The following is a 25914-nucleotide window of genomic DNA, read 5'->3' as shown; positions in this document are numbered from 1 at the left end:
GTTGCATCATCGATGATGGCGAGGTGTTCGCGAAGCCCGGTCGGGTATTCACTCCTGCCACGACTTGCCGAGCGTTCGGCTTCAGCGTGACGGATTGCGATTGAGCGTTTTGCGTATCGTTTTATAACATGGACAACAGAAGGTCATTCAATGATTAAACTTTACAAATTCGGACCGGTAGGTGATGTATGCGACGCCAGCCCATTTTGCGTCAAGGTTGAAGCTTATCTGAAACTGGCGGGCATCCCCTATGAAACGCTGAACGGCGCTCAATATTTACGCAAAGCGCCCAAAGGAAAACTGCCTTATATCGAAGACAACGGCAATATCGTTCCCGACTCAAGCTTTATCCTGCAGTATTTGAAGGAAACCTATGGCAAAGATATCGACAGCCATCTAAGCGGCACCGATAAAGCCATCGCGCACGCATTTATCAAAATGATAGACGAACACCTCTACTGGGTTCTGGTTCATGCCCGCTGGGCGTTGGAACATAACGCAAATACCTTGAACAAATTATTTTTTGGAGGCATTCCGTTTCCGCTTAACAAAGTTGTTGCCTGCAGGGCGCGAAACGACGTCAGGCAAGCGCTTTACAAGCAGGGAATCGGGCGTCTTTCCGACGATGAAATTGCGGAAAAAGGCAACCTGGACTTGAAAGCGCTGTCCGACTTCCTGGGCGTCAAAGACTATTTTTTCGGCGATAAACCCACGACCCTGGACATTACCGCTTACGGAATTTTATCGCAATTCATTCTGGTATCGGAGTTCAGCGCTCCGATTTTCGATAAGGCGAAATCCCATGAAAATCTCGTTGAATTTACCAACCGGCTGCACAAGGATTTAAAAGTCGGCTGGGGTCAATGAAAAAAACACGTTCGCGGCCTCGTCCGGAGTTTCAGTAAATGCGGAATAATGCGTTTCCGTTCATGGTTCGACAAGCCAACCGCGAACGGAAACGACAGCCTGCCGTTCGTTCCTTACGGCTGCGCTCCGGGCAGGCTCTGCGCCTGTCGCAGGATTAAATCGAGCGCCGTCTGCCTGCTCATTGCATAACACGCCGTAGTCTGCATGCCGACCACCGGCTGCGCGCGCGACGGATGCCGGCGCAGGTATCTATCGCTGTGCTTTTCGGACATACTTTTACTGTGCTCGATCCGGGCGCGACCGCCCGTTGCGCGTCTTCGCCTCGCCTGCGTCATTATGTTGCCGGCAGCGCATATCTATCCGGAGTTTTCACACTCATGAAAAACTACGACATATCGGCTAAAAACAGCGCCATGAGCCAAGAAGCTACGCCGCGTGGAAATGGCGGAAGTCTGGTTGCCGTCAAAAAGCTATTAACTATCATGGAGCGGTTGACCGGCGAAAATCCTGTTCCGGAGAACGAACTTCAGGCGCTGAAGGCTGAAATCAATCGCCTGAAAAACGAGCAGGGAAAATCCTGTACCAACAACAAGCAGGACAGAAATTTATCGTCCGAAGCGGGGCTGCTTGAAACGCAGCGCGGAGATGCCTTGCCGGCGAACGGGAATGCGCAACCGGTCAAGGCGCCGGAAATCCTGTTGCACCCGGAAATGCCGTTGGCCGAGGCCATCAGAGCGATCCTGCGCGGCGGCCTTGTGCATTTTCTGCGTAATGCCGTTTGCCTGGCGCAGGGCGACCATCCGGAAGCCGTGCATCAGGCCCGCGTGGCGTTGCGACGGCTGCGCTCGGCGTTCACGCTGTTTTCCGGCGTTCTGGACGAGAGCGCCCTCCCCCTGCGCGAGGAATTACGCTGGGCTGCCGGAACGCTGGGCGACGCCCGCAACCTCGACGTTTTCCTGGACGAAATCGCCGGACCGGTGATCGCCGCCCTGCCGGACCACTGCGGGCTGCAAGCGCTCGCCGCCGAGGTAGCCGGGCGGCGCGACCGGGCGTATGTCTCGGCGGGCGAAGCGCTGCGATCACCGCGCTTGATCGCCCTCTGCGTGAACCTTGCCGCCTGGATCGAAGGGGAGTCCCGGCTCTCGGAAGCCACCCTGCTACCGGTCAAAACCTTTGCCGCCGCTATCCTCACCCGGCGACGGCGTAAGGCCGGCAAAGCCGGACGCCATTTCCGGCGCCTGGAGCCGAAAGCCCGTCATGCCCTGCGGATCGATTTGAAAAAACTGCGCTACGCCTCCGAGTTTTTTCGCTCCCTGTGGCCCGGCAAGGCGGCGCGAGAAGCGGCTTTAGTAGTGTCATCGCTACAGGATGAACTCGGTCATATCAACGACGTAGCCGTTGCACGGTTGCTGCTGGCCGGTTTGTCCGCCGAGGCCCCGTTCAAAAACCGGAACAATGACCTGACCGAACACGCCTTCGCCGCCGGACTGATAATAGGGTGGCATGAACGCGAAGCCGCCGAACGCCTGGCCGCGGCAGGAAAAACCTGGAAAGCGTTCCTGAAAACTTCGCATTATTGGAGGGAATAAGGAACGGTTTTAATCGAAACCCTGGCTCGGCGGAATTTCCACGCGACCTTGCGGGCAGCAGTGGCAGCGTTTATTACCCGGTTAAAGAACCAGCCTGACCGGTTATGACAAAAACGCCGCTTCCGATCATACGGGTGTTTGCCGTGTACCAGCGGGTTCTCTCAACCAGCCGACTCCGCGCCCACGGCGACATGCGGTAGGGCAGCGCTTTCTGTTAACGTTACTGCCGGCATTCGACCCATGTTTCCCTCCCTCTATGCCCGCAGGGAAAGGGGAATAAACACCGGCGCCTGTCGCTATCGTGCGCGGACGGGTCGGTAAAACGACATTGTCGTATCGCTGCACAACAAAATGTCATTTATGTGACAAGCTAATTTTCTTCCCTGCCTCATGGAATCAGTAACCTGCATAGTGGCATACTAAATGCCATACGCGCTGTAGGCTTATTGGGTTCCGCGCGTTCGATGTTCGGGCCATGACAACCAGGCCGGAACAACAACAATCCAGAAGCGGAGGAGACCGATGACTGTAGGCCGCGAGAGCTTTTACGATGTGATGCGACGGCAGGGAATAAGCCGGCGCAGCTTTTTGAAGTATTGCAGTCTGACTGCCTCCTCCCTGGCTTTGGGGCCGCAGTTTGTCGGCAACATCGTGCATGCGATGGAAAACAAGCCCCGCACGCCGGTACTGTGGCTGCACGGTCTCGAATGTACCTGCTGCTCCGAGTCCTTCATCCGTTCCGCGCATCCGCTGGCGAAAGACGTAGTGCTGTCGATGCTGTCGCTGGATTACGACGATACCCTGATGGTGTCGGCGGGCCATCAGGCCGAAGCGGCGATGGAAAACGTGATCAAGCAATACAAGGGGCGCTATATCCTGGCTGTGGAAGGCAATCCTCCGCTGAATGAGGACGGCATGTATTGCATCGTCGGCGGCAAGCCATTCGTCGAGCAACTGCGTCATGCCGCAAAGGACGCCGCAGCGATCATTGCCTGGGGTTCCTGCGCTTCCTGGGGCTGCGTGCAGGCGGCCAAGCCGAATCCAACCCAGGCCACGCCGGTGCACAAGGTGATACTCGACAAACCGGTGATCAAGGTGCCGGGCTGTCCGCCGATCGCCGAAGTGATGACGGCGGTGATTACCTATATGCTGACTTTCGACAAACTGCCGGATCTGGACCGCCAGGGACGTCCGAAAATGTTCTACGGTCAGCGCATCCACGACAAATGCTATCGCCGTCCGCATTTCGACGCCGGTCAGTTCGTCGAACACTGGGACGACGAAGCCGCGCGCAGGGGCTATTGCCTGTACAAAATGGGCTGCCGGGGACCGACCACCTACAACGCCTGCTCGACGGTGCGCTGGAACGACGGCGTGTCGTTCCCGATACAATCCGGTCACGGCTGCATCGGCTGCTCCGAAGAGGGCTTCTGGGACAAGGGGCCGTTCTATCAGCGTCTGTCCGGCATAGATGCGTTCGGCATCGAAGCCAACGCCGATACCGCAGGGCTGATAGCCGCCGGCGCGGTCGGCGCGGCGATTGCGGGCCATGCGGTGGTTTCCGCCGGCAAGGCGAAAACCTCCCACACCGATAAAACCAGCTGAGGCCTGACCGATCATGACTGTTACCCAAACACCCAACGGTTTTACCCTGAACGACGGCGGCACGCGCATCGTCGTCGATCCGGTTACCCGCATCGAAGGCCACATGCGCTGCGAGGTCAATCTGGACGAAAACAACGTCATCCGCAACGCGGTGTCGTCCGGCACCATGTGGCGCGGTCTGGAAGTGATATTGAAAGGCCGCGATCCGCGCGACGCATGGGCGTTTACCGAAAGAATCTGCGGCGTCTGCACCGGCACCCACGCGCTGACTTCGGTGCGCGCGGTAGAGGACGCGTTGAACATCAACATACCGGAAAACGCCAACTCGATCCGCAACATCATGCAGTTGACGCTGCAGGCGCACGATCATCTGGTGCATTTCTATCATCTGCACGCGCTGGATTGGGTTGATGTGGTCAGCGCGCTGCAGGCCGATCCGAAGGCGACGTCGGCTCTGGCGCAGAGCATTTCGCCGTGGGGCAAGTCTTCGCCGGGCTATTTCAGCGATATCGCGACGCGTCTGAAAAAGTTTGTCGAAAGCGGACAACTGGGGCCGTTCAGCAACGGTTACTGGGGCAGCCCCGCCTACAAGCTGCCGCCTGAAGCCAATCTGATGGCGGTTGCGCATTACCTGGAAGCTTTGGATTTCCAGAAAGACATCGTCAAAATCCATACTGTGTACGGCGGCAAGAATCCGCACCCGAACTGGCTGGTCGGCGGCGTGCCGTGCGCGATCAACGTTGACGGCGTCGGCGCGGTGGGCGCGGTCAATATGGAGCGCCTGAACCTGGTCTCGTCGATCATCGACCGCACCATCGAGTTTATCGATCAGGTATATATCCCCGACTTGAAGGCAATCGCGTCCTTCTACAAGGACTGGCAGTACGGCGGCGGTTTGTCGGCCACCAACGTGCTGAGTTACGGCGATATCCCGGAAAAGGCCAACGACCGTACGGCAGCGAATCTGCTGTTGCCGCGCGGCGCGATCATCAACGGCAATCTGAACGAGGTATTCGACGTCGATACCAAGGACCCGCAGCAGATTCAGGAGTTCGTGACCCACTCCTGGTATCGCTACGATAACGAAAGCGTCGGGCTGCATCCGTTCAACGGCGTGACCGAACCGCGTTTCGTGCTGGGCAGCAAAACCAGGGGCACAAAAACCAACATCGAGAATCTGGACGAGAGTGCAAAATACTCCTGGATCAAGGCTCCGCGCTGGCGCGGCCATGCGATGGAAGTCGGACCGCTGGCCCGCTATATTGTCGGCTACGCCAAGGGCGTCCCTGAAATCAAGGGGCCGACCGAGCAGTTGCTGGGCGAACTGGGCCTACCGGTCACCGCGCTGTTCTCGACGCTGGGCCGCACCGCAGCCCGCGGCCTGGAAGCCTCTTATTGCGCGCATTTGATGAAGCATTTTCAGGACAAGCTGGTAGCGAACATCAAGGCGGGTGATTTGACGACCGCCAATGTCGCGAAATGGGACCCGGATACATGGCCTGCCGAAGCGCAGGGCGTCGGCACCACCGAAGCGCCGCGCGGCGCACTGGGACATTGGATCAAGGTCAAAAACGGCAAGATCGACAACTATCAGTGCATCGTGCCGACTACCTGGAACGGTTCGCCGCGCGATCCGCAGGGCAATATCGGAGCGTTCGAGGCCGCCTTGATGAATACGCCGCTGGCGAAAGCGGACGAGCCGCTGGAAATCCTGCGCACCCTGCACAGTTTCGATCCGTGTCTGGCCTGTTCGACCCATGTGATGGATGCGGACGGCAGGGAATTGACCGAAGTAAAGGTGCGGTAATAAAAGCGAGTTAAAGTTATCCACGAAAGGCACGAAAAATATTTATTTGTGCATTAAGGAAGCGCTGATTAAGTCCTTCGAGAGGGCTCTCCTGAGCATAGTCGAACCATGAACGAAAACGCTTTATTCAGCGTTTCCTTAAGTAATTCATCCGTCTAATCGAGTAATTAATGTATGCTTGCATCTCTGAAAATTTTCGTGTTTTTCGTGGACTAACTGCTTTTTATGCTTTCCCAACCCGGAGAATATCAATGAAACGATTTGTAGCGGCACTGTTGGTTCTGGTTTCGCCTGCTGTTTTTGCGCATACCGGTCATCCGGTCGAAGGCTTGCTCAGCGGTTGGGTTCATCCGTTCATGGGCCTGGATCATCTGCTGGCAATGCTGAGCGTTGGGCTTTGGGCGGCCTTCATTGCGCGCGATTTGCGGCAATGCGGGTATTTGCCGCTGGCTTTTATTGCATTCATGGCCGCCGGCGGCGCGTTGGGCGCCAGCGGCTTTTCACTGCCTGTGGCTGATTCGGCTATTGCGTTGTCGGTGTTGCTGCTCGGCGCGTTCGTGTGCGCGATGGCGCGGGTATCCCTGCCGTTGGCCATGGCGCTGGTTGCGTTGTTTGCGGCTTTCCACGGCTTTGCCCACGGCGCTGAAATGCAGAATGGCGTGGACTTTACCGGCTATGCCGCCGGTTTTTCCGCTGCAACCGCCGTGCTGCATGGCGCAGGCATTGTGCTGGGACGGCTGCTGGTCAGGATTCCTGCGCTGTATCGCGCGACGGGCATGGTCATCGGAGCCACCGGTTTCGTGTTGTTGAGCCAAAGCGTCTGATCTTGAAGTACCTGTTCGGCATCCGCGTGCAGGCCGTAAATACGGCCCCGCGCCCAGCCGAGTCATAAGCATCGTTGCGCACGTATTGAATTAGGAGTGAGTGTCATGTCTGCGATCAGTCCCCTGGATAAGCCGGTTTATGTTTACGAACTGCCGGTGCGTTTGTGGCATGGCGTCAATGCGCTGGCTTTGGTGGTTTTGGCGATTACCGGCTATTTGATTGCGTCGCCGCCGGTAGTGTCGGTGTACGATGAAGCCAGTCAGCACTTCCTGCTCGGCAACATCCGCTTCGCTCATTTTTCCGCCGGATACGTGCTTGCGCTAGGTTTTATCGGACGCGTGTACTGGGCTTTCGTCGGCAATGAGTATGCCCGCCAACTGTTTGTACCGGAAGTTTACAAGCTAAAATGGTGGGACGATTTATGGCATGAAGTGCTCTGGTACCTGTTTCTGGTGAAGGAGCCGCGCAAGCATATCGGCCATAACCCGCTCGCGGGTCTGGCCCTGTTCATATTTTATGTGCTGGGCGCGTTGTTCATGATCGTGACCGGTTTTGCACTGTACGGCGAAGGTCTGGGCCAGGGCAGCTGGGCCGACCGGCTTTTCGGCTGGGTGATTCCGTTGCTGGGACAAAGTCAGGGCGCGCATACCTGGCATCATGTCGGCATGTGGTATCTGGTAGTTTTCACCATGACTCATATCTACGTCGCGGTGCGCGAAAACCTTATGTCGCGCCAATCACTGCTCTCAACTATGAAGGACGGCTGGCGGCGCTGGAAAGACGACAGGCCGTAGTTTGAGATATTCCAAACACCCCACACGGACTGATTCATTGCAGGGGCGGGCTTAAGGCCGCGATAAAACGGTTAATCGCGGCCTTAAGCCCATTTCTACGGCACATTTGCAATAATGACTGAAAAAATCCTCATACTCGGCATCGGCAACATCCTCTGGGCGGACGAAGGTTTTGGCGTGCGCGCGGTGCAGGCTCTGCAACAAGGTTTCGATTTCCCGGAAAATGTCAGTCTGGTCGATGGCGGCACACAGGGCCTGGGTTTGATCCCTTATGTGCAGGAAGCCGATACCCTGGTTATCCTGGATGCGGTCGATTTTCATCTGCCGCCGGGATCGCTGGTCGAGCTGAGTAACGACGCAGTACCCGCCTATTTCGGCGCAAAAAAAATGAGCCTGCATCAGGTCAGTTTTCAGGAGGTTCTGGCGCTATCGGAACTGCTGGGCAAGCGTCCTGAAAACCTGTATCTGGTCGGCGTGCAACCGGAACTTCTGGAAGACTACGGCGGCAGCTTGACCGCCACCGTCAGGGCGCAACTGGAACCGGCGATGCAGCGCGTGCTTGCCTATCTGCAAACGCATGCTATTTCCGCGCGCCGCAAGCAGGAAGATCCCGGAGTGAGCGGCGACGCGCTGGCGCTTGCCAATTACGAGCTCCAGCGTCCCGCTCCCGATGCGGCATGCCGCATCGGCGACGCGCGTTTTTTGAATTTACGTGAAGCGGGTCATTCATGTGCATAGGCTTAGCGATGCAGGTGATAGAAGCCGGTGAGTTTCAAGCGCTTTGCCAAGGCCTTGGCGAGGCGCGCATGATCGATACCCGGCTGGTGGGTAGACAGACCGCCGGCAACTGGCTATTGGTATTTCTGGACGCGGCGCGCGAAGAACTGGAGCCGGAGCGGGCGTTGCAGATTCAGGCGGCAGTGGCCGGCCTGCATCGGATCATGCATGGCGAAGCGGATGTCGATCGCTGGTTTCCCGATCTCGCAGGCCGCGAGCCGCAGTTACCCGACTTTTTAAAGCCCGCCTCATGAGCCTTCCGGATCTGATATCACGTTTGAGTGCGCAAGGCATGCCGGTAGTGGATCGTGAGGCGGCGCGCATTTATGCGCAAAGCCATGAATATGTCCTGCTGTGCCTATTCAACGATCCCAAGACATTCCCGGAAAATTTCGACGTTGCGGTGGTGGTGCCGGAGTTATTGAAAAGCTTCCCCGCGCTCCGCGCCGCGGTCGCCGAGCCGCAGGCGGTCACGGCTTTAGCCTTGATTTACGGTATCGATACCTTTCCCGCGCTGATACTGCTGCGCAACGGCGAAGTGCAGCAGCGCTGGCCGCGCATACAGCCATGGGGAATATATCAGCAACACTTGCAAACCCTGTTGAACGGCTGACATCTTCATACCGGCATCGATTTATAGCTTTTGTAGCGCACTATTCCAGCAGTTTCGTCGATATTTCGCCCCCAGCATGCAGCTACGGGTTAGCGGCAACCACATTTTGCTGCGCAGGGAAAAAACTGCTACGATCATATGAGCAAGTCATAATCGGATGCAGCATGTCGTTTCCCGATCAACAAGACCAGGCCTCGCTTACGCTACCGGCGCCATACGCCAGTGGCGTCGTATCGATAGCTACGCTTGACAAGCGTAGCGCAAAAACCCCGTACACACCCATCCGCCGGCACCGTCGACTATTGCAACTATTGCATTTGATCCCTTTTTATTGCCGTAGCCGGGTTTTTCCAATCAAACAGGAGAGTTCCAATGAATAAACATACTCTGCTTGAATTTCTCCGAAAAGGCGCTGAGGATCTTAGACGAAAACTGACCGAATACTTCGACACCTTGACGGCTAAACATGAGCCGCGCATAGACCTTAAGTCGTCAGGAACAAATGGCATCCGCGCCAATCTGCAGTCGAATTCGATTTTTTATATCCTGCTCGTGATCGCCATGCTGTATTTCTGGCAGGGATACCAGGAGGCGCGTCAGCAAGAAATCCCCTATAGCCTGTTTTTGCAATATGTAAACGAACAGCGCATACAGGAAGCGGTAGTGACCGAACAAGTCATTTTCGGCACGCTGAAACCGGATCCGGCTGACGCCGTCGTCAGGCATTTCTCCACTGTGCCGCTCTGGAATCAAGCGCTCGCCGAGAGCATGGAGAAACAAGGCGTAAAATACACGGTGCGTTACGGCAGCAACTGGTTTGGCAACTTCATTTTCAACTGGTTGCTGCCGATCAGTTTTATGCTACTGCTTTGGGGCTGGATGGCGCGCCGCTTTACCGCAGGACGCGGCACCCTCAACCTGGGCAGGAATCGCATACGCATACATGCCGACTCCTTGCCGAAAGTGACATTTAACGATGTGGCCGGGGCCGAGGACGCAAAACAGGAGCTAAAGGAAACTATCGAGTTTCTGCAAAACCCGGCCCGCATTCAGCGTTTGGGCGGACATATGCCGAAAGGGGTGCTTCTGGTCGGCCCGCCCGGAACCGGCAAGACGCTGCTGGCGCGTGCTGTGGCGGGCGAAGCAGGCGTGCCTTTCTTCAACATCGGTGGTTCAGAATTTATCGAAATGTTCGTAGGCATGGGCGCGTCGCGAGTGCGGGACCTGTTCGATCAAGCTCGCCAGAAAGCGCCGTGCATCATATTCATCGACGAGCTTGACGCTATCGGCCGCTCCCGCGGCGGACCCGCCGTCATGGGCGGGCACGACGAGCGCGAGCAAACCCTGAACCAGCTGCTTACCGAAATGGACGGTTTCGACCCTTCGGTCGGAGTCATCGTGATGGCCGCGACCAACCGTCCTGAAATCCTCGACAGTGCCTTACTGCGCGCAGGCCGCTTCGACAGGCAGATCGTCGTGGACAAACCGGGCCTCGAAGACCGTATCGCCATACTCGCTCTGCACACCAAAAACATGAAACTGGGCAACGATATCGATCTGCGCGTCATCGCTCAGCGCACACCCGGCTTTGTCGGCGCAGATCTTGCCAATATCGCCAACGAAGCCGCAATTATAGCTGTGCGCGATCATTGCGACGACATCGACATGAAGCGCTTCGAGGCTGCCATCGACCGCGTACTGGCCGGTCCCGAAAAAAGGAACAGGACACTGAACGAAGCGGAAAAACGCCGGGTTGCCTACCATGAATCAGGGCACGCCCTGGTAGCCGAAACCGTTCCCACCGGAGAACCGGTACACAAGGTTTCAATTATTCCGCGCGGCGTTGCGGCATTGGGTTATACCTTGCAATTGCCGGTAGAAGAAAAGTTTTTGTCGACGGAAGCTGAACTAAAGGATCAACTCGCCATTCTGCTGGGCGGACGTACTGCTGAATACCTTGTTTTCGGCTGTGTTTCCAGCGGTGCCCAGAACGATTTGGAAAAAGCCTCTGAAATTGCGCGCGCCATGGTTTGCCAACTGGGCATGAGTAAGATCCTGGGGCCGCTCAGCTACGGAAAAAGACAGCGCCTGCAATATTTGAATGTCGAAGGTCCCGAAGAGCGTAACTTCAGTGAAGAAACTGCGCGGCTTATCGATACCGAGGTCAGAGCCTTGCTTGAGGACAGTCAGCGGCGCGCCCAGGAAATTCTCGAACATAAGCGTGCAGCCCTTGATGCCGTGGCAAAGCTGCTACAGGAGAAGGAAGTTGTCAGCGGAGCAGAAATAAAGGGCGTTATTCGCGATAAAGGGGATTAGTGAGTGGTTCGGTTTATATACCGGTGGTACGATAGCTGCCGGGGAAGTGTTGATTGTTCGCTTTCCAACCTGTCTGGGGCACCCAGCTTCAGATATTGTTGAAACAGGACGGTGGGTTTCAGGCCCGTCGGCGCATCTCCGGCGTAACTCCATAGTGATCGGTATTTCCTAATCAAAACAATAAGGAGTGCAGTGTCATGTTTCTCAAAAGAAAACAAGATGATCATCTGGTCGAGATACTCAGCCTCAGCGATTTATTCAACCCCTTGCTCAAGGTAGCAGTTGGACGTTCGCATTACGGCGAAGAACTACAGGACCCTGAAAATTTCGAAAAATCGGAACTGATCTTTCCATCAGGGGAAGAATTGCCCCGCTGCTGGATCGATGTACACTATCGTGACAGCGAATTGCGGCAATAAACGCGCAGCTTCTGCCTGAGCTGAAATAGCGATTGCGCCAGCCGGAGAGACTGTTTCCGGCGGGTTCAATCGCTTGCGTCATACTTGACGGCAGGCGCTTCATCCCCATTCATTCGCCCCACAATACCCGAATATATTCTCCCGGCGCTTCGCGGCTGGAACCTATTATCAAGCGGCGACGCCCATCGTTCGACAACTCCAGCATGCCGCATGCGCTTATCATCTCGCCGGCACGGGCCTGCCCCACATAGGTGTGGGTAAAACAAAGAATTTCGCCAACCTCGTCATGATCCAGCATATAACGCGCGGGCTGGTCATAGGCATAAGCGTCTTCGCTCACGCGCGCCTGAATTTGTCTGGCGCCCAGCTTTACCCAAACACCACGGTCTTCCTCTCCAGACTCATCGACAACAAGCGCCAAATCAAACCTGGTGCCGTCCAGCATACCCTTATTACCCTTGCGACGCTCGTGCCGCACATAGCTATCGAAATCCAGCTCGCAGCCACGTCTGCCCCAGGCGGCCTGCCAGTCCTCCTCATCCAGCGCTTGCAAGTCACCGTTTTCGATTCCGGCTGCAACGGCGCGCTGCGCAAGAAAAAAGCTGCTGCGCCGGTAAAACACCAGGTCGATATCCGATGCGGCATGCTGCTGTGCAATCAAAAGCGACCCGGTTACACCGGCATCTTCAGGTCTTACGCCCTGCGCTTCCAGATAACGAATCAGCGTTACCAGCTTTAGCTCGATCGCGTTCACGATGGGTCCTGCCGATATATTTGACTCGAGCATGCTCTGCACGCGCACGCGCGAAGAGTGGTGATGTTTGATATTTTCCAGCGGTACCGCATGCAGGTTTGCGTTCAGACGGCGTGAATAATACAAATAGGCTGGATAGTACGTCTGTAATAGTGAATTAGCGGCTGCGGTATCCAGTTTGACGGTAATTCCGTGCGGACTGCCATAACGCAGGAAGCACAGGACGCGTTCATTTTCCATCACCCTGTCGACTACCGCAAAAAAAAGTCCTTCGCCGGTTTCAATAAAATCGCGCGGTAAAATTTGCATGGTGAGATAAATTCGGTAATGATGGGCTTAAACCAGCACTGTATTCCATATCTTACACCTCGGAAACCCTCATGACGCTCTTAACGCACTTCAACGCATCCGGCGACGCGCACATGGTGGATATCGGCATGAAAACCGCCGGCGAACGCGTCGCCATCGCCGAGGGCCGCATCGAAATGAAGCCGGAAACCCTGTCGCTGATCGTATCGGGACTACATAGTAAAGGCGATGTTTTAGGCATAGCGCGCATCGCCGGCATCATGGCGGGAAAACGCACCGCCGATCTGATCCCGTTATGTCATCCCATAGCACTCACTCATATCGATATTCATCTTGAAGCGGATAACGTTCACAGCGCAGTGCATTGTACGGTTACGGCAAAGACGGTTGGCCCTACCGGCGTTGAAATTGAAGCCCTTACCGCAACCCAGATTGCGCTGTTAACCATATACGATATGTGCAAGGGAGTAGATCGGGGCATGGTAATTTGCGATGTGCGCCTGCTGGAAAAATCGGGAGGGCGTTCCGGCATGTGGAAAAGAAGCGACTGCGTCCAGGAAACATAGCGCGTTCCTGCTTACTTGCCGGGGCAGTCCATCTGTTGCCCCGCGGAAGTATCGGCGCACTGAGCTGCTATAAGTCCGCTACGGGAATACTGCTGAATGACGGCCTCTGCCGGCGCATAGCCCTTTCTTGCCGCTTTGCACAACCAATAAGAAGCTTTGGCGTAATCCTGCGCAACGCCCTGGCCTCTGGCGTATAAATCGCCAAGCCCGGACTGCGCGCGCACGTTGCCCTGCACTGCCGACTTGCAGTACCAGGAAGCCGCCCGTGAAAAATTCTGCGCCACGCCTCTCCCGCCGGCATAGAGCGCTCCCAGGCCGTTCTGCGCATACGCATCGCCTTGCTGGGCTGCCTTGCCGTACCAGACGGCTGCCTGAGCGAAATCCTGCGCAACGCCCTGCCCGCTGATGTAGCGATCGCCCAGACTGGTTTGAGCGCGCGCTTCGCCCTGTTCCGCCGCCTTGCGGTACCAGGACAGCGCTTGCGCGTAGTTTTGCGCAACGCCCAGACCATAGGTGTAAAGTACGCCAAGATTGGCCTCTGCGTGGGCATTGCCCTGAGCGGCGGCCTTGTTGTACCAGCTCAGTGCGTCGGCGTATTTTCGCTGGCTATAATCATACAGGCCCATGCCGTTCTGGGCCTCGGCGTCGCCCGCCTCGGCAGCATGCCGCAGCTGTTCCAGGGCCTGGCTATCGTTTTTTTCTGCCGCGGCTTCCAGTTGCTGCGCCTGTTCATAGCTTAATGCCGCGGGCGTCAGATCGCTCAGCGGCTGCTCGGTCGGTAAACCGCCATTCGGAGCAGGTTCGACCGACGAAAAACCTGCCTGGGCTTTATTCAAAAATAGAAAACACAGCAGCGTAAAAATGACTTTCTTTTGCATGCGGGAACTCTCTTCCTACCGTAGCGTATACGAGGCTTTTCTGACGCTGATCCAGCGGCGCAAGCCCAGTCCGAGTAACAGCGACAGGATTAATGCCAAAGCCATATACTGGATGCCTTGCGTCGTATCGGCCTGAATCAGACCTGCGCCGATAAGACAAGCTGTCAGACCTTGCGGCAAAAAACCAATGAATGTACCGGCCAGAAAACTGCGGTGGCTTACCGGCGACAACGCCAGAATGATATCGTTGTAGAAGCCGTTAACCGGCAGCTGCCGCGCAATCAGCACCGACATCAGCCCATGCCCTTCCAGTTTCCGGGAAAACCTGCGTAAACGCGGAAAATGCTGAAATGCATAGTCGCGCCCGTGCAAACGCATGAATAAAAAGGTACAGTAGGCCCCCAACACGGTACCAATCTGCGTCAGCGTAATCGCCCAGGCAAAGCCGAAAATCACCCCGGCCAGAGAACACAACAATAAGCGCGGAACTCCTATCGCTACCAGCATCGCGGTGCACAGGGTAAATACGGCTGGCGCAGCCATGCCGAACTGCGCCAGTTGCGCTTTTATCAACGCGCCCTGCGCCAGCCAAACGCGGATCGGAGAAAAATACACCAGCGCACCTAACCCCAGTAAAATCAGCAGCAGGCCGCCTTTGAGTAAAATTGAGATGAAGGAGGATTTTTTTTGCATGTTCGAAGCGGCTGGAACTGTTTTATTCATGTGAAGACGACAAGGGCTGATAAGGTGCTGATTCGATCAAGATACGGTTCCCCGGCTGACAGACGATAACGATTTTCCCGGATTATAATTCGAAACCGCTATGAAACGCTTCGAGTTGTTATAATTCACATTCAAGTTTTTCCATCCACACATAACCGAGGAGCCTCATCACCATGGCATTGATGAAAGTCAGTTCCGGAAAACACATCCCCAGCGACATCCATGTCGTTATTGAAATCCCGGCATTCAGCGATCCGGTCAAGTACGAAGTTGACAAGGAAACCGGCGCACTTTTCGTCGACCGCTTCCTGGGCACCGCGATGCAGTACCCCTGCAATTACGGCTATATCCCCCACACGCTGGGCGAAGACGGCGACCCGATAGACGTGCTTGTTTTAGCTCCGTCCAAACTGCTGAGCGGCTCGGTAGCGCGCTGCCGTCCGATCGGTCTTTTAAAGATGACCGACGAAGCCGGCGGCGACACCAAAATCCTGGCGGTGCCGGTCGACAAACTTTCTCCGCTCTATAAAAACGTCAACTCCTACGAAGACATACACGAATCGCAGTTGGCGCAGATTTCCCATTTCTTCGAACACTACAAGGACCTGGAACCCGGAAAATGGGTCAAAATCGAAGGCTGGCGCAATCGTGAAGAAGCGGAGAAGGAAATCCTCGAAAGCATTGAGCGTTACGCAATGGCGACTGAAAAACCCAACTTCTAGCCACAAGCGCCGCGTGTATGGTCACCACCCCTCCTCGTATCGTGAGGAGGGATTTTCGAATCTATCAGAGTTTCTCAATAGGATCAGCGAAGCTATCCCAAAAAATTATATTCCGGTTTTCCAACAGCCTTATGCAAAAGGAGGCAGCGGCATCAAGGTGTTGCGCAGCCGCCCCGCTTAATCCGTCGTCCCCCAATTCGAAGCGCTCTCCACGCAGGCTCAACAAAAAAGCAGGAGGCGGCTCCATGCCTTTTATATCGCGATATACCTGCATCACCGACCACGGACTCATTGCATGCGTGGTATAACTGTTATCGCGGCGTGGAGTCAACCGCTGATAAGAATATGGCGGACAGCATTCGACATGGGCGTCGACGAACAGCACCAGCGTACGCCCTTCCAAATCCAGCGCGTGTTCAGGCTGAAACTGAAAATCGCATAGCAGTTCGACGCCCGCCCCAACGCCCGCCGCGGCAAGCCGCTCCAGAAGCAGCGGCCCCAGCGCATCGTCGCCCCGGCTGGGATTACCGCAAGCGCTAATCAGCACTGAAGCCGTTAGACCAGCGCTCATCCGAGCGTCTGACAAAACTCGCCTTGACTATTTCGTGCCAGCCGGTCTATTCGAGCACCTTCCGCATTCAGCAACTCCAGCTCCAGCGGCATTTTTCCCAGCGCATGGGTTGCACAGGACAGACAAGGATCATAAGCGCGTATCGCAACTTCCAAATGATTAAGCAAACCCTCGGTCAGCTCCTGACCATCCAGATAACGCGCCGCCACCGCGCGAACCGCCTCATTCATCGCCTGATTGTTATTGGTGGTCGACACGATCAGGTTTGCCTTTGTAACCAGATCGTTTTCATCGATACAGTAATGATGGAACAAGGTGCCGCGCGGCGCTTCGACTACACCGACGCCCTCGAAACGCTTCTCGCCCTGCGTAACCAGATCGGTACCCAGCAGCTCCGGATCTTCCAGCAGTTCGTGTATCGCCTCGGCGCAATACAGCAATTCGATCATGCGCGCCCAGTGATAAGCCAGCGAAGCGCTCACCGGGTTTCCGCCGCCGTAAGCAATGAAGTTCCGGCGCGCGGCTTCGGCGCGCGGCGTGGAAATGAAATCGCAGTTGTTCAAGCGCGCCAGCGGACCAACCCGATACCAGCCGTTATCGCGCCCCAAGCTGACAATATGCGGAAATTTCATGTAAGTCCAGGAACGAACTTCTTCACGCAAATACTCCGGATATTTCCGGTAATCGACATGATCGAAAATATATTTGCCGTGTTCGTCTCTTGCCCTGAGTCCGCCATGATACAACTCGAAAGCGCCATCCTCTCTGGCCAACCCCAGGTAGTTGGACGGGAAATTACCGAAATGCTGGTGGTATTCCGGATTGGCAAGGAATATCTGGCGTATCAGCTCGACTATTTCGTCGGCCCAGAGCGTCACCTCGTCTATATCCTTAAGCAGAAAATCCCTGTCTGCTGCGGTCAATGCCTTGTTCATGCCCCCCGGAAGCGCAGCCGTGCCATGTACGCGCTTGCCGCTCACCACGCGGATCACTTCCTGTCCGTATTTGCGCAGATTTACGCCCTTCAATCCCAGCTCGGGATATTCCTTCAATACGCTGACAATGTTGCGGTGCTCCGCTTGGTCGTCGAAACCGAACAGCAAGTCGGGAGTGGAGAGATGAAAAAAATGCAGCGCATGCGACTGTAGCGTCTGCCCATAGTGCATTAAACGCCGGAGTTTCTCCGCTGTCGGAGTCAAGCGATCGACACCGACCAGCTGGTCAACCGCCTTCGCGGCGGCCAGATGATGGCTTACCGGGCAAATCCCGCATAATCGCTGCACCATGACCGGCAATTCCCAATAAGGCCGCCCCTGGATAAAGCGCTCGAAACCGCGAAATTCAACGATGTGCAATCGAGCCTGTTTGACATGATTGTCTTCGTCGAGCAGCAGGGTCACTTTTCCGTGCCCTTCAACCCGGGTAACCGGATCGATGACAACACGTCTCAAACTTTCAGGATTAGTCGCTGTTTCAAGATTTTCGTACATGAGCCGCTCACTCCTTCCGTATACGCCGATTCAACACCGTTCTAACTCTATACGCTACAAGTTACGCTTTCGTGACTTTTTGTTCAAGGCTTTGACTCTCGCGAGTCAAACCGTGTTGCCATCCTTCCGGCTGCTCCACGCAAGATTATGCAGGCGCATCAGCGTTTCCGGATCTGAGATCAGTGTGCGTTTATCCTGCGATGACAGACGCTCCGGCCCCTCTTCGACCAGCTTGTACAGCAAGGCCTTTAATTCATGACGAAAACGTTTTCTGACCGGACGATGCGGCAGCAAAGCCAGATGCAGGCTGCATGCAGCCGGATCGCGGACGCCGCCTGATATGGCGTCATCGCCGCCTTCCTGCTCCGCTTCGAGCCGGGACAAATTTTCCTTCAAATAACGTATCACGTCTGAAGGCGCATACTCCTCGGGAGTCAGAAACAAGCCCATGCGCCGCGTCAGTTGTCCCAGCGACGTACTGCTGGAAATAATCGAAACCGGTATGACCAGTATCAATCCGGTCAAAACCGGAATAAACCACCAGAAAAAATTGGGGATGTAGGTATAGCTTAAATATCCGGCCACCAACCCGGTCAGGGTCTGTCCGCCATGCGCCAGAACCGCTTCGCCGAAACCCAGGCGGTGCTCCCCGCGGTTTTGCGGCGGCCAGCCGACGCTGCGCCGCAACAGTATTGCCACTACGAACTTGCTTTGATAGAGCATCAGCGCCGGCGCCGTCAGCATCGAAAAAATACTTTCCAGCACCACGCTCAACGTTACGCGCAGATAGCCGCCGTAGGCTTTGACCTTGTCATGCCGGACAAACAGCAGAAACAAACCGAACACCTTGGGCGCGAACAGCATCAGCAGCGTCACCAGCAATACCGTCGTCATTTCCACCGTATAAGACTCCGGCCATACCGGAAAAATGTTGTCGCCGAAAAAGTACACCGGTACCGTCTGCGTTTGCACATAGGCTTCCAGTCCGGTGAACAATAAAAACAGCAGCCATAGCGGCGAGGAAACATAGGACATGATGCCCATCAACATATGCAAACGGCTGAGTCCGGAAAAACCCCGCGCGGTAATCATGCGCAGATGCTGCAGGTTGCCCTGGCACCAGCGCCGGTCCCGTTTGGCGTAGTCGATCAATGTCGGCGGCAATTCCTCATAGCTTTCCTGTATATCGTAGCCGAGCCAGACTTCCCACCCTGCCTTGCGCAACAAGGCGGCTTCAACGAAATCGTGACTGAAAATTTCACCGCCGAACGGCTCGCGTCCCGGCAGCTTCGGCAGACCGCAATGCTTCACGAATGGCTGCATGCGGATAATGGCGTTGTGTCCCCAGTAATTGCTGTCGGAAAGCTGCCACCATGAACTGCCCGCGGCAAACATATCGCCATACAGACTGCTGCCGAATTGCAGTATGCGGGCGAACAACGAACGCTGGTTTACAGGCAGCGGGGGAGACTGGATCAGCGCCACCTGCGGATGCGCATCCATCAGGTCGACCATACGCGTCAGCGCGCCGCCGCCCATCACGCTGTCGGCGTCGAGCACGATCATGTAACGGTAACGTCCGCCCCAGCGCTTGCAGAATTCTTCGATATTGCCGCTCTTGCGGCTCAAATTCTTTTCGCGGTTGCGATAGAAGATGCGGCCATGCGCGGCGAAGTCGCAACACATGCGGTACCAATGACTTTCCTCCTGCATCCAGGTGTCCGGGTCGCGGGTATCGCTCAGGATAAAAAGTTCGAATTCGTCCGCGCGCCCGGTTTCGAGCAGCGACTGGTATATCGCGCGCAACCCGGAAAAAACACGAGCGGGATCTTCGTTATAAATGGGCATCACCAACGCGGTGCACGCCGGACTCTTGTCCCCTTCTTCCGGCGCCGGACGCGGCGGCATGCGCCCTATCGAACCGGGGTCCCCTCCCAGCAGCAATACCGCGAAACCGATGAGCGCGGTCCAGAACGAGGTACTTACCCATAGAATGAGCATTGCATACAGTATCAGCAGCACAGTTTCCTGCGGCGTCAACCCGTTCTGAAAAAACGCGCTGGTAATCATGAACATGGCCAAAAGCGTCGTCAGCACCACCAGCGAAAAAAACAGGGTGCGCCGCCAGAGGCGCGAAGGCGCCGATTTTACCTTTACTTGTTGAGAAGTCATGTGGCGATCAATGAGCACGCTGGTTTTATTTCGTTTTCGCAAGAGAGGAGGCGCCAAAGAAAAAGCTGAGCGGCTGTTCCTGCATGGATAAAGCCGACTCGGGAGGCGTCGCCTGGGGAAGCACGCGGCGCAAACCTTCAATATCGATCGCCTGCTGGACTGCCGGGTCAAGCAAAATGTCCGCCGGGATGCCTTGTCCCATCAAAACCGCCGCGCGCGCACCTGAAACCGCGCGCGCATCGGAGGCAAGGCCCAGGCCTAAAGCGCGCGTCAATGCCAGATCGAGATTACGCTGGATATCTTCCAGCGCGCGCCGGAAAAGCTCTTCATGCAATCCGGGCGCAACCTTGCGGCGCGCGCGCGCCAGCGCATCCGCAGCAATTACATCGCTTTTTGCGGCATCCTTGATGCCCAGCACGTTCAAATAGGCTATCAGACGCTCCCGAAGCTGTGGAAAATCGATATCGCCGCCGGCTAATGCCGTAGCGGCATTATCGGCAGCAAATGGACCGGATTCCTGACGAACAACATCGGTAACTGCGCCATAACCGGCCGGTTTATCAGGCAAAACTGCGCTCGACATGGCTATCGTCACCAGCGGCTCCATTGATATACCCAGGTTTCGGTCAAAATGTCTTCCTTCGACTTCAATACGGCGCGCAACTCGACCGGGTCTTTATCCTTTTCAGGCGTCAGATCGAAGCTCAAGCGCCATCCGCCGGTTGTTATATTTTTCTGTACCGAAACGTGGCTCACCTGACCGGAAGAGGCGCTGATATCGGCATCGATCAATGCCTTGTCGCCATAGCGATTCATGGCGTCGCCTTGAAAGTCTACCACGAAATGTCGCGCATCCGTTTCGGCCCCGGAGAGCAGGGATGAGCCGATACGCGTTTCATTGACATGCGCCAGATCAGGAGCTGCCGGCTCATCCGGCCTGAAATGCAACCGATACTGGAAGCTGAAATCCCTGGTTCCGTCCATGGGCTGGTCCGGCACCCAGAACGCAACGATATTATCGTACTTTTCCGCATCGCTGGGTATTTCGATCAGATACACGGAACCCGCGCCCCAGTTCCCGATAGTTTCAATCCAGGCGCTGGGCCGCTGCTCATAGTGCGACCCCAAATCCTGGTAGTGCTCGAAATTGCGATCTCGCGTCATCAGGCCGAACCCGCGGGGGTTCTGGTCGCGAAAGACGCTGATGCGCAAATGCTTGGGATTGTTCAACGGACGCCATACACGTTCGCCATTGCTGCGCAAGGTCAGCAATCCATCGGAATCGTGAACCTCCGGACGCGTGTCGTCGAAAAACCGGTCAGTGTTCTCTCCATGGAAAAACATGCTGGTCAGCGGCGCGATACCGATACGCTCCGTGCCTTTACGCGCATAGATATGCGCACTGACCTCCATACCGATTTCCATGCCGGGATGAATGACAAAACGGTACGCTCCCGTTGCGCTGGGACTGTCGAGCAATGCGTAAACCACGAGCTGGTCGCTCTGCCGGGCCGGCTTTTCAATCCAGAACTCCTTGAAAACGGGAAACTCTTCCGCCTTGGGCAAACCGGTGTCGATCGCCAGCCCTCTGGCCGAAATGCCGTAAATCTGCCCCAGCCCTACCGCCCGGAAATAACTGGCCCCCAGAAAAACGGCAAATTCGTCGGGATTGCCGTCGCGATGCAACGGATAATGAAAACGCAGGCCGGCAAAGCCCAAATCGGCAGGTAACGGCCCCTGAGGCGAATTTTTCCCGAAATCGAACAGCTCGGGACTATAGGCCAGACGCGCCGCATTACCCTGTTCCACGACATTGACATTTACCCTGTTGCGAAAAATAAAACCGCGGTGATAAAACTGAACCTGAAACGGCAGGCCTTCATCGCGCCAGAGCGACTTGTCCTGACGAAAATTGATGGCGCGGTATTGATCGGCATCCAGCTTCCCAAGAAACTCCGGCAACCCGCCATCGTCTTTCGCATAAGGGCGCGTTGCAAGATCCTTTGCCTGCTGTTCGACTTCGGCGAACGCAAAAACCCTGGGTTGAAGCGCGGCAACCGGGGGCTGAGCCCCTTCCTCGGCCAACGCAAGCCGTGTAAACAGGAAAAGCATACACAACCAGAACATCGCGATTGGTTTTCTCATGGCTAAAACCGGGAACTCCTCTCATTGATTTTTGTGTTCGCCAGGTCCTTACCCGGCAACCGGTGCGCTACGCAGAACATCGAAACGAGCTGCATGCGCCATTTATGGATATACAGCTTCTATTATGCGCCAAGTATACATTGACAGGTAAAAATGCAGTATCTTTAAGTTTGACAAAATTTAACGTCCGGCAGGCAATTTCAGCAACCGGCGCTTAGCACCGATAAAAATATCCGAATGAAAACACTGACGCTGATTCGTCATGCCAAATCCAGCTGGAAGCACGCAGATCTCACCGACCGCGACCGGCCTCTCAACAAGCGAGGAAAACAGGATCGCTATCTCATAGGACAACGCCTGCGCGAGATGGACATACACCCGGACAGGATATTTTCCAGCCCCGCCGCGCGCGCTATCAAAACCGCCAATATAATCTCGGATTTACTGGACTACCCGCGCGATCAAATCCTCATCGAAGAAGCCATATACATGCAGGGCGTCGACGCTTTGCTCGAACTGATACGCAATTTCTCCGATCAATGGCAATGCGTGCTGCTGATAGGGCATAACCCCGACCTGACCACGCTGACGAACGACCTCACCGACGCGCATATCACCAACATCCCGACCTGCGGCGTCGCATCGATTACTCTGACGACGGAACGCTGGTGCGAAACGGAAAGCCATCTTTGCAGGCTGACGCATTTCGACACCCCAAATCAACTCGCCCCCGGCAGACAAGCAGGCTCCAGTGCATCGTCACACTTGCAAAACGGACGCTAATGGCTTAGTTTAGCCCCAGCTAAGGCTGGGGGTGCCCGCGCTTAACCTTTAACTTTAATAAGGGTAAAAGCAAAGGCTGAGAGACACTCTTTGAACCTGATCCGGATAATACCGGCGTAGGTAAAGCCGCAAACAGTCTCAATACCCGCTGCCTTCCCCTTTGGTTTTAATAAAGTATCCGGAGTAGGCAATGAGCGCAGTTCCAAAACAATTCCTTCATGATGCAGTAACGGCCAAAAAGGCTTCTATCGCTCCCTTTGCCGCCTCGGAGAAAATTTATCTGGGCGGCAGTCGACCAGGTATCCGTGTACCGATGCGCAAAATATCTCAATCGGACACGCCATCCGCCCAGGGCGCGGAAAAAAATCCGGACGTTTACGTCTACGATACTTCCGGCCCTTATACCGACCCTGCGCTCGCCATTGATCTGCGCAAGGGCCTGCCGGCCATACGGCAACAATGGATAGAAGAACGCCGGGACACAGAGCAATTGAGCGGCCCCAGTTCCGAATATGGCCGTCTGCGTCAGGTGGATGAACAACTTGCCGATATGCGCTTCGAACACATCCGCGCACCGCGGCGCGCCAAAACCGGTGTCAATGTCACGCAAATGCATTATGCGCGTCAGGGCATCGTTACCCCGGAAATGGAGTTCATCGCGATCCGCGAAAACCAGAAACTGCACGCAGTCAAGGAACAGTGGCAAAATCAGCATCCCGGAGAGTCTTTTGGCGCCAGTATTCCAGAGTTTATTACTCCGGAATTTGTGCGCGACGAAGTTGCTCGCGGACGCGCGATCATACCGGCCAACATCAATCACCCGGAATCGGAGCCGATGATTATCGGCCGCAACTTCCTGGTCAAGATCAACTGCAACCTCGGCAATTCCTCGGTCAGTTCATCGATAGAAGAAGAAGTCGAAAAGATGCTGTGGTCGATACGCTGGGGCGGCGACACGGTGATGGATTTGTCTACCGGCAAGAACATTCATGAAACGCGCGAATGGATCGTGCGCAACTCGCCGGTGCCGATCGGCACCGTACCGATTTATCAGGCACTGGAAAAAGTCAACGGCAAGGCCGAAGACCTGACCTGGGAAATTTTCCGCGACACACTGATCGAGCAGGCCGAACAGGGCGTGGATTATTTCACCATCCATGCCGGAATCCGCCTCGCGCACATTCCTCTGACCGCAAAACGCACCACCGGCATTGTCTCCCGGGGCGGCTCCATCATGGCGAAATGGTGTCTGTCCCATCATCGGGAGAGCTTTCTGTACACGCATTTCGAAGACATCTGCGAAATCATGAAAGCCTACGATATCAGCTTTTCATTAGGCGACGGCCTGAGGCCCGGCTCCATCGCCGACGCCAACGACGCCGCGCAGTTCGCCGAACTGGAAACGCTGGGCGAACTGACCAAAATCGCCTGGAAGCACGATGTGCAGGTCATGATAGAAGGCCCCGGTCATGTTCCGATGCACATGATCAAGGCCAACATGGAAAAACAGCTCGCCGTCTGCGACGAAGCGCCGTTCTACACGCTGGGACCATTGACCACCGACATTGCTCCCGGCTACGACCACATCACCTCGGCGATCGGCGCGGCGATGATCGGCTGGTACGGCACCGCGATGCTCTGCTACGTCACGCCGAAGGAGCATTTAGGGTTGCCGAACAAGCAGGACGTGCGCGACGGCATTGTCGCCTACAAAATCGCTGCGCACGCGGCAGACCTGGCTAAAGGACACCCCGGCGCGCAATTGCGCGACAACGCGCTGTCCAAGGCGCGTTTCGAATTCCGCTGGGCCGATCAGTTCAACCTCAGCCTAGATCCTGAGAAGGCGCTGGAATTCCACGACGAAACCCTGCCGCAGGAAGGCGCGAAGCAGGCGCACTTCTGCTCGATGTGCGGGCCGCATTTTTGTTCGATGAAAATTACCCAGGATGTGCGCGATTACGCCAGACAGCAGGGTCTGGCTGAAGCCGAAGCGCTGGAAAAAGGCATGGAGGAGATGTCGGCGGAGTTTTTGAAATTGGGGGGGGAGGTTTATCAGCGCAGTTAAGCTGATAAGTCTTCAGGAAACAACAGCGCTTCGTAATTTCGAGCGCCGTGCAGGATATGGATGACCTCAATGAGGTCGTCCATGACCCGGTAGAAAATCAGGTAATCACGATACGCGCAACGCCTGATCCCATGGCCCTCGTAACGCGGAACCAACGGATAGGCGCGAGGCATCTCCGCAAGCATGGAAGGAACAACGGTCAAGTAATTCATCAACGAAAGTAACAGCCCGGCCTGGATTGTGCAGGCGTATAAAAAATCCCCTGCCGCAAGGCCCGGAACAATCAGTCCAGTGACCGCGCGGCGCATTGCAGGGTTGGCCTGATACTCAGCCCAGGGTGAGTATTTGCCAACCGCGCGACCACTCGAAACCATCAAGCGCCACGCATCAACAAACACGGCCTCAGCCTGCTGAACGCGTGCTTTGGCCGCATCAAAAACGGCCACTTTTTGCAATCGCTCCAGTTCGGTATGCGCAACATCCAGCGCACCAAGCGCGGTTGCGTCGGACATCAACAACTCAAGTTCGATAGCGTCACTGGCACGCTCATCGCCATTCAGACGCCGCTGCTTAATTGATTTGATAACAGACAGTTATCGGCTTGCCGCTCCCGTAACGCACTGACACCCGCGGCGTGCGGCTTAAAATCGGCCTCGGCCCGCTCCAGCGCGGCGCTTGCACGGGCAACGGCAAACGCAGCACGCGCAATTTCCGGGTTTTTGGGCAATTCAGGCAACGGCTCGCCCGCTATCTCTGTCAGGCCCGGCAATTCGGCGGCGGCTGCAATGGCATCGTGCGTCTGGTGTGCAAGTTCGAGCGCCATACTCTCAATGACAGACTCAGCCGCCAGCCTGGACGACTCAGCAGATTCGCGGGACTGACGTTCCAGTAAGGCAATCTCGCTTTCGATCCTCGCGATAGCCGCCCGCGCCTCCGTCGTGTCTTCGCCAGCAACAAGCGCCTGCGTCAATGTTGCGCGTGCGGCGGACAGTTCGTCGTTCAGTTTTTTAAGTGCGTGGTTCAATGCGATGCTCCGGTGTGTTGACTCACATATAGTCTAGTATCACGACACGATACCCAGTCTGTTCCAAGCCTGAAAGTTACCTGAACTTGTCGGGCCGAAC

At 55.8% G+C, this 25914-nt stretch carries 26 protein-coding genes and 1 riboswitch; of the genes, 15 read left to right on the top strand and 11 right to left on the bottom strand.

Going from position 1 to position 25914, the window contains the following annotated elements; all coding sequences use genetic code 11:
• Positions 1-150: 150 nt before the first annotated feature.
• Entirely contained in the window at positions 151-867 is a 717-nt protein-coding gene (locus F6R98_RS21235; RefSeq protein WP_153250795.1) for a glutathione S-transferase family protein, read from the top strand.
• A gap of 113 nt (positions 868-980) precedes the next feature.
• On the opposite strand, the gene F6R98_RS21750 is transcribed toward F6R98_RS21235, so the two are convergent.
• Positions 981-1139, bottom strand: a complete 159-nt coding sequence (locus F6R98_RS21750) for a hypothetical protein (protein ID WP_194270059.1) — start codon at positions 1137-1139, stop codon at positions 981-983.
• A gap of 105 nt (positions 1140-1244) precedes the next feature.
• Between F6R98_RS21750 and F6R98_RS21230 the strand changes: the two genes are divergently transcribed.
• The 10 genes from F6R98_RS21230 to F6R98_RS21185 all read left to right on the top strand — a co-directional run bounded on the left by F6R98_RS21230 (position 1245) and on the right by F6R98_RS21185 (position 11612).
• Complete coding sequence (locus F6R98_RS21230; RefSeq protein WP_194270058.1) at positions 1245-2456, top strand: CHAD domain-containing protein; 1212 nt, start codon at positions 1245-1247, stop codon at positions 2454-2456.
• Between the two features lie 522 nt (positions 2457-2978).
• A complete protein-coding gene (locus F6R98_RS21225) occupies positions 2979-4061 on the top strand; it encodes a hydrogenase small subunit (protein WP_153250793.1) in 1083 nt (360 codons plus the stop codon).
• A 13-nt stretch (positions 4062-4074) separates the two neighbouring features.
• Complete coding sequence (locus F6R98_RS21220) at positions 4075-5868, top strand: nickel-dependent hydrogenase large subunit (protein ID WP_153250792.1); 1794 nt, start codon at positions 4075-4077, stop codon at positions 5866-5868.
• A 251-nt stretch (positions 5869-6119) separates the two neighbouring features.
• The gene (locus F6R98_RS21215; protein WP_194270057.1) at positions 6120-6692 is read left to right on the top strand and encodes a HupE/UreJ family protein; all 573 of its coding nucleotides are present in this window, start codon (positions 6120-6122) and stop codon (positions 6690-6692) included.
• A 105-nt stretch (positions 6693-6797) separates the two neighbouring features.
• Positions 6798-7487 carry a Ni/Fe-hydrogenase, b-type cytochrome subunit gene (gene cybH, locus F6R98_RS21210; protein WP_153250790.1) on the top strand — a complete coding sequence of 230 codons (690 nt, stop codon included), beginning with the start codon at positions 6798-6800 and terminating at the stop codon, positions 7485-7487.
• A gap of 114 nt (positions 7488-7601) precedes the next feature.
• A complete protein-coding gene (locus tag F6R98_RS21205) occupies positions 7602-8225 on the top strand; it encodes a HyaD/HybD family hydrogenase maturation endopeptidase (protein WP_153250789.1) in 624 nt (207 codons plus the stop codon).
• On the top strand, positions 8216-8518 hold the full coding sequence (hypC, locus tag F6R98_RS21200) for a HypC/HybG/HupF family hydrogenase formation chaperone (RefSeq protein WP_153250788.1): 303 nt from the start codon (positions 8216-8218) through the stop codon (positions 8516-8518). The genes F6R98_RS21205 and hypC overlap by 10 nt, the downstream gene beginning before the upstream one ends.
• On the top strand, positions 8515-8877 hold the full coding sequence (locus F6R98_RS21195) for a thioredoxin domain-containing protein (RefSeq protein WP_153250787.1): 363 nt from the start codon (positions 8515-8517) through the stop codon (positions 8875-8877). Before hypC ends, F6R98_RS21195 begins: the two co-directional genes overlap by 4 nt.
• A gap of 372 nt (positions 8878-9249) precedes the next feature.
• Complete coding sequence (gene ftsH / locus F6R98_RS21190) at positions 9250-11193, top strand: ATP-dependent zinc metalloprotease FtsH (RefSeq protein ID WP_153250786.1); 1944 nt, start codon at positions 9250-9252, stop codon at positions 11191-11193.
• A gap of 197 nt (positions 11194-11390) precedes the next feature.
• Positions 11391-11612, top strand: coding sequence for an acetyltransferase (locus F6R98_RS21185; RefSeq protein ID WP_153250785.1), 222 nt, complete (start codon positions 11391-11393; stop codon positions 11610-11612).
• Positions 11613-11721: 109 nt separating this feature from the next.
• Here F6R98_RS21185 and F6R98_RS21180 read toward each other — a convergent pair whose 3' ends face one another.
• Entirely contained in the window at positions 11722-12675 is a 954-nt protein-coding gene (locus F6R98_RS21180) for a hypothetical protein (RefSeq protein WP_153250784.1), read from the bottom strand.
• 71 nt (positions 12676-12746) lie between these two features.
• Between F6R98_RS21180 and moaC the strand changes: the two genes are divergently transcribed.
• Positions 12747-13241, top strand: coding sequence for a cyclic pyranopterin monophosphate synthase MoaC (gene moaC / locus F6R98_RS21175; RefSeq protein ID WP_153250783.1), 495 nt, complete (start codon positions 12747-12749; stop codon positions 13239-13241).
• 11 nt (positions 13242-13252) lie between these two features.
• On the opposite strand, the gene F6R98_RS21170 is transcribed toward moaC, so the two are convergent.
• Together F6R98_RS21170 and F6R98_RS21165 are read right to left on the bottom strand one after the other, a co-directional pair.
• A complete protein-coding gene (locus F6R98_RS21170) occupies positions 13253-14119 on the bottom strand; it encodes a tetratricopeptide repeat protein (protein ID WP_153250782.1) in 867 nt (288 codons plus the stop codon).
• Positions 14120-14134: 15 nt separating this feature from the next.
• Positions 14135-14812, bottom strand: coding sequence for a TVP38/TMEM64 family protein (locus F6R98_RS21165; RefSeq protein WP_194270056.1), 678 nt, complete (start codon positions 14810-14812; stop codon positions 14135-14137).
• Between the two features lie 203 nt (positions 14813-15015).
• Between F6R98_RS21165 and ppa the strand changes: the two genes are divergently transcribed.
• Positions 15016-15564, top strand: coding sequence for an inorganic diphosphatase (gene ppa / locus F6R98_RS21160; protein ID WP_153250780.1), 549 nt, complete (start codon positions 15016-15018; stop codon positions 15562-15564).
• A gap of 64 nt (positions 15565-15628) precedes the next feature.
• Here the strand turns inward: ppa and F6R98_RS21155 are convergent, their stop codons facing one another.
• The 5 genes from F6R98_RS21155 to F6R98_RS21135 all read right to left on the bottom strand — a co-directional run bounded on the left by F6R98_RS21155 (position 15629) and on the right by F6R98_RS21135 (position 21942).
• Positions 15629-16135 (bottom strand): hydrogenase maturation protease, encoded by a 507-nt coding sequence (locus tag F6R98_RS21155; RefSeq protein ID WP_153250779.1) that lies wholly within the window; start codon positions 16133-16135, stop codon positions 15629-15631.
• Entirely contained in the window at positions 16132-17625 is a 1494-nt protein-coding gene (locus F6R98_RS21150; RefSeq protein ID WP_153250778.1) for a Ni/Fe hydrogenase subunit alpha, read from the bottom strand. Before F6R98_RS21150 ends, F6R98_RS21155 begins: the two co-directional genes overlap by 4 nt.
• Positions 17626-17730: 105 nt before the next feature.
• Positions 17731-19797, bottom strand: a complete 2067-nt coding sequence (gene mdoH / locus F6R98_RS21145; protein ID WP_265588120.1) for a glucans biosynthesis glucosyltransferase MdoH — start codon at positions 19795-19797, stop codon at positions 17731-17733.
• A gap of 25 nt (positions 19798-19822) precedes the next feature.
• Entirely contained in the window at positions 19823-20404 is a 582-nt protein-coding gene (locus F6R98_RS21140) for a hypothetical protein (RefSeq protein ID WP_194270055.1), read from the bottom strand.
• Positions 20389-21942: a glucan biosynthesis protein gene (locus F6R98_RS21135; protein WP_153250775.1), complete on the bottom strand. Its 1554-nt coding sequence runs from the start codon at positions 21940-21942 to the stop codon at positions 20389-20391. Before F6R98_RS21135 ends, F6R98_RS21140 begins: the two co-directional genes overlap by 16 nt.
• A 237-nt stretch (positions 21943-22179) precedes the next feature.
• Between F6R98_RS21135 and F6R98_RS21130 the strand changes: the two genes are divergently transcribed.
• Together F6R98_RS21130 and thiC are read left to right on the top strand one after the other, a co-directional pair.
• On the top strand, positions 22180-22725 hold the full coding sequence (locus F6R98_RS21130; protein ID WP_153250774.1) for a SixA phosphatase family protein: 546 nt from the start codon (positions 22180-22182) through the stop codon (positions 22723-22725).
• 17 nt (positions 22726-22742) lie between these two features.
• A riboswitch (TPP riboswitch) is annotated at positions 22743-22866 on the top strand.
• Positions 22867-22915: 49 nt separating this feature from the next.
• On the top strand, positions 22916-24790 hold the full coding sequence (gene thiC / locus F6R98_RS21125; protein WP_153250773.1) for a phosphomethylpyrimidine synthase ThiC: 1875 nt from the start codon (positions 22916-22918) through the stop codon (positions 24788-24790).
• Here thiC and F6R98_RS22345 read toward each other — a convergent pair.
• Positions 24787-25302, bottom strand: coding sequence for a type II toxin-antitoxin system RelE/ParE family toxin (locus F6R98_RS22345; RefSeq protein WP_228125006.1), 516 nt, complete (start codon positions 25300-25302; stop codon positions 24787-24789). The genes thiC and F6R98_RS22345 overlap by 4 nt on opposite strands.
• A 44-nt stretch (positions 25303-25346) precedes the next feature.
• The gene (locus tag F6R98_RS21115; RefSeq protein WP_153250772.1) at positions 25347-25814 is read right to left on the bottom strand and encodes a hypothetical protein; all 468 of its coding nucleotides are present in this window, start codon (positions 25812-25814) and stop codon (positions 25347-25349) included.
• Between the last annotated feature and the right edge of the window lie 100 nt (positions 25815-25914).

Origin of the sequence: Candidatus Methylospira mobilis (genome assembly GCF_009498235.1) — a bacterium.
Lineage (GTDB): Bacteria > Pseudomonadota > Gammaproteobacteria > Methylococcales > Methylococcaceae > Methylospira > Methylospira mobilis.
This window is presented reverse-complemented; position numbering and strand designations above follow the sequence as displayed.

What these genes read in the sequence shown, in the direction of transcription:
- F6R98_RS21180 (WP_153250784.1), bottom strand. Translation starts at nt 12,675, where the DNA reads ATGCAAATTTTACCGCGCGATTTTATTGAAACCGGCGAAGGACTTTTT.
- cybH (WP_153250790.1), top strand. Translation starts at nt 6,798, where the DNA reads ATGTCTGCGATCAGTCCCCTGGATAAGCCGGTTTATGTTTACGAACTG.
- F6R98_RS21220 (WP_153250792.1), top strand. Translation starts at nt 4,075, where the DNA reads ATGACTGTTACCCAAACACCCAACGGTTTTACCCTGAACGACGGCGGC.
- F6R98_RS21235 (WP_153250795.1), top strand. Translation starts at nt 151, where the DNA reads ATGATTAAACTTTACAAATTCGGACCGGTAGGTGATGTATGCGACGCC.
- F6R98_RS21140 (WP_194270055.1), bottom strand. Translation starts at nt 20,404, where the DNA reads ATGGAGCCGCTGGTGACGATAGCCATGTCGAGCGCAGTTTTGCCTGAT.
- F6R98_RS21165 (WP_194270056.1), bottom strand. Translation starts at nt 14,812, where the DNA reads ATGCAAAAAAAATCCTCCTTCATCTCAATTTTACTCAAAGGCGGCCTG.
- F6R98_RS21170 (WP_153250782.1), bottom strand. Translation starts at nt 14,119, where the DNA reads ATGCAAAAGAAAGTCATTTTTACGCTGCTGTGTTTTCTATTTTTGAAT.
- F6R98_RS21155 (WP_153250779.1), bottom strand. Translation starts at nt 16,135, where the DNA reads ATGAGCGCTGGTCTAACGGCTTCAGTGCTGATTAGCGCTTGCGGTAAT.
- ppa (WP_153250780.1), top strand. Translation starts at nt 15,016, where the DNA reads ATGGCATTGATGAAAGTCAGTTCCGGAAAACACATCCCCAGCGACATC.
- F6R98_RS21205 (WP_153250789.1), top strand. Translation starts at nt 7,602, where the DNA reads ATGACTGAAAAAATCCTCATACTCGGCATCGGCAACATCCTCTGGGCG.
- F6R98_RS21130 (WP_153250774.1), top strand. Translation starts at nt 22,180, where the DNA reads ATGAAAACACTGACGCTGATTCGTCATGCCAAATCCAGCTGGAAGCAC.
- moaC (WP_153250783.1), top strand. Translation starts at nt 12,747, where the DNA reads ATGACGCTCTTAACGCACTTCAACGCATCCGGCGACGCGCACATGGTG.
- F6R98_RS21225 (WP_153250793.1), top strand. Translation starts at nt 2,979, where the DNA reads ATGACTGTAGGCCGCGAGAGCTTTTACGATGTGATGCGACGGCAGGGA.
- F6R98_RS21230 (WP_194270058.1), top strand. Translation starts at nt 1,245, where the DNA reads ATGAAAAACTACGACATATCGGCTAAAAACAGCGCCATGAGCCAAGAA.
- hypC (WP_153250788.1), top strand. Translation starts at nt 8,216, where the DNA reads ATGTGCATAGGCTTAGCGATGCAGGTGATAGAAGCCGGTGAGTTTCAA.
- ftsH (WP_153250786.1), top strand. Translation starts at nt 9,250, where the DNA reads ATGAATAAACATACTCTGCTTGAATTTCTCCGAAAAGGCGCTGAGGAT.
- F6R98_RS21215 (WP_194270057.1), top strand. Translation starts at nt 6,120, where the DNA reads ATGAAACGATTTGTAGCGGCACTGTTGGTTCTGGTTTCGCCTGCTGTT.
- mdoH (WP_265588120.1), bottom strand. Translation starts at nt 19,797, where the DNA reads ATGACTTCTCAACAAGTAAAGGTAAAATCGGCGCCTTCGCGCCTCTGG.
- F6R98_RS21195 (WP_153250787.1), top strand. Translation starts at nt 8,515, where the DNA reads ATGAGCCTTCCGGATCTGATATCACGTTTGAGTGCGCAAGGCATGCCG.
- F6R98_RS21150 (WP_153250778.1), bottom strand. Translation starts at nt 17,625, where the DNA reads ATGTACGAAAATCTTGAAACAGCGACTAATCCTGAAAGTTTGAGACGT.
- F6R98_RS21750 (WP_194270059.1), bottom strand. Translation starts at nt 1,139, where the DNA reads ATGTCCGAAAAGCACAGCGATAGATACCTGCGCCGGCATCCGTCGCGC.
- F6R98_RS22345 (WP_228125006.1), bottom strand. Translation starts at nt 25,302, where the DNA reads ATGTCCGACGCAACCGCGCTTGGTGCGCTGGATGTTGCGCATACCGAA.
- F6R98_RS21185 (WP_153250785.1), top strand. Translation starts at nt 11,391, where the DNA reads ATGTTTCTCAAAAGAAAACAAGATGATCATCTGGTCGAGATACTCAGC.
- thiC (WP_153250773.1), top strand. Translation starts at nt 22,916, where the DNA reads ATGAGCGCAGTTCCAAAACAATTCCTTCATGATGCAGTAACGGCCAAA.
- F6R98_RS21135 (WP_153250775.1), bottom strand. Translation starts at nt 21,942, where the DNA reads ATGAGAAAACCAATCGCGATGTTCTGGTTGTGTATGCTTTTCCTGTTT.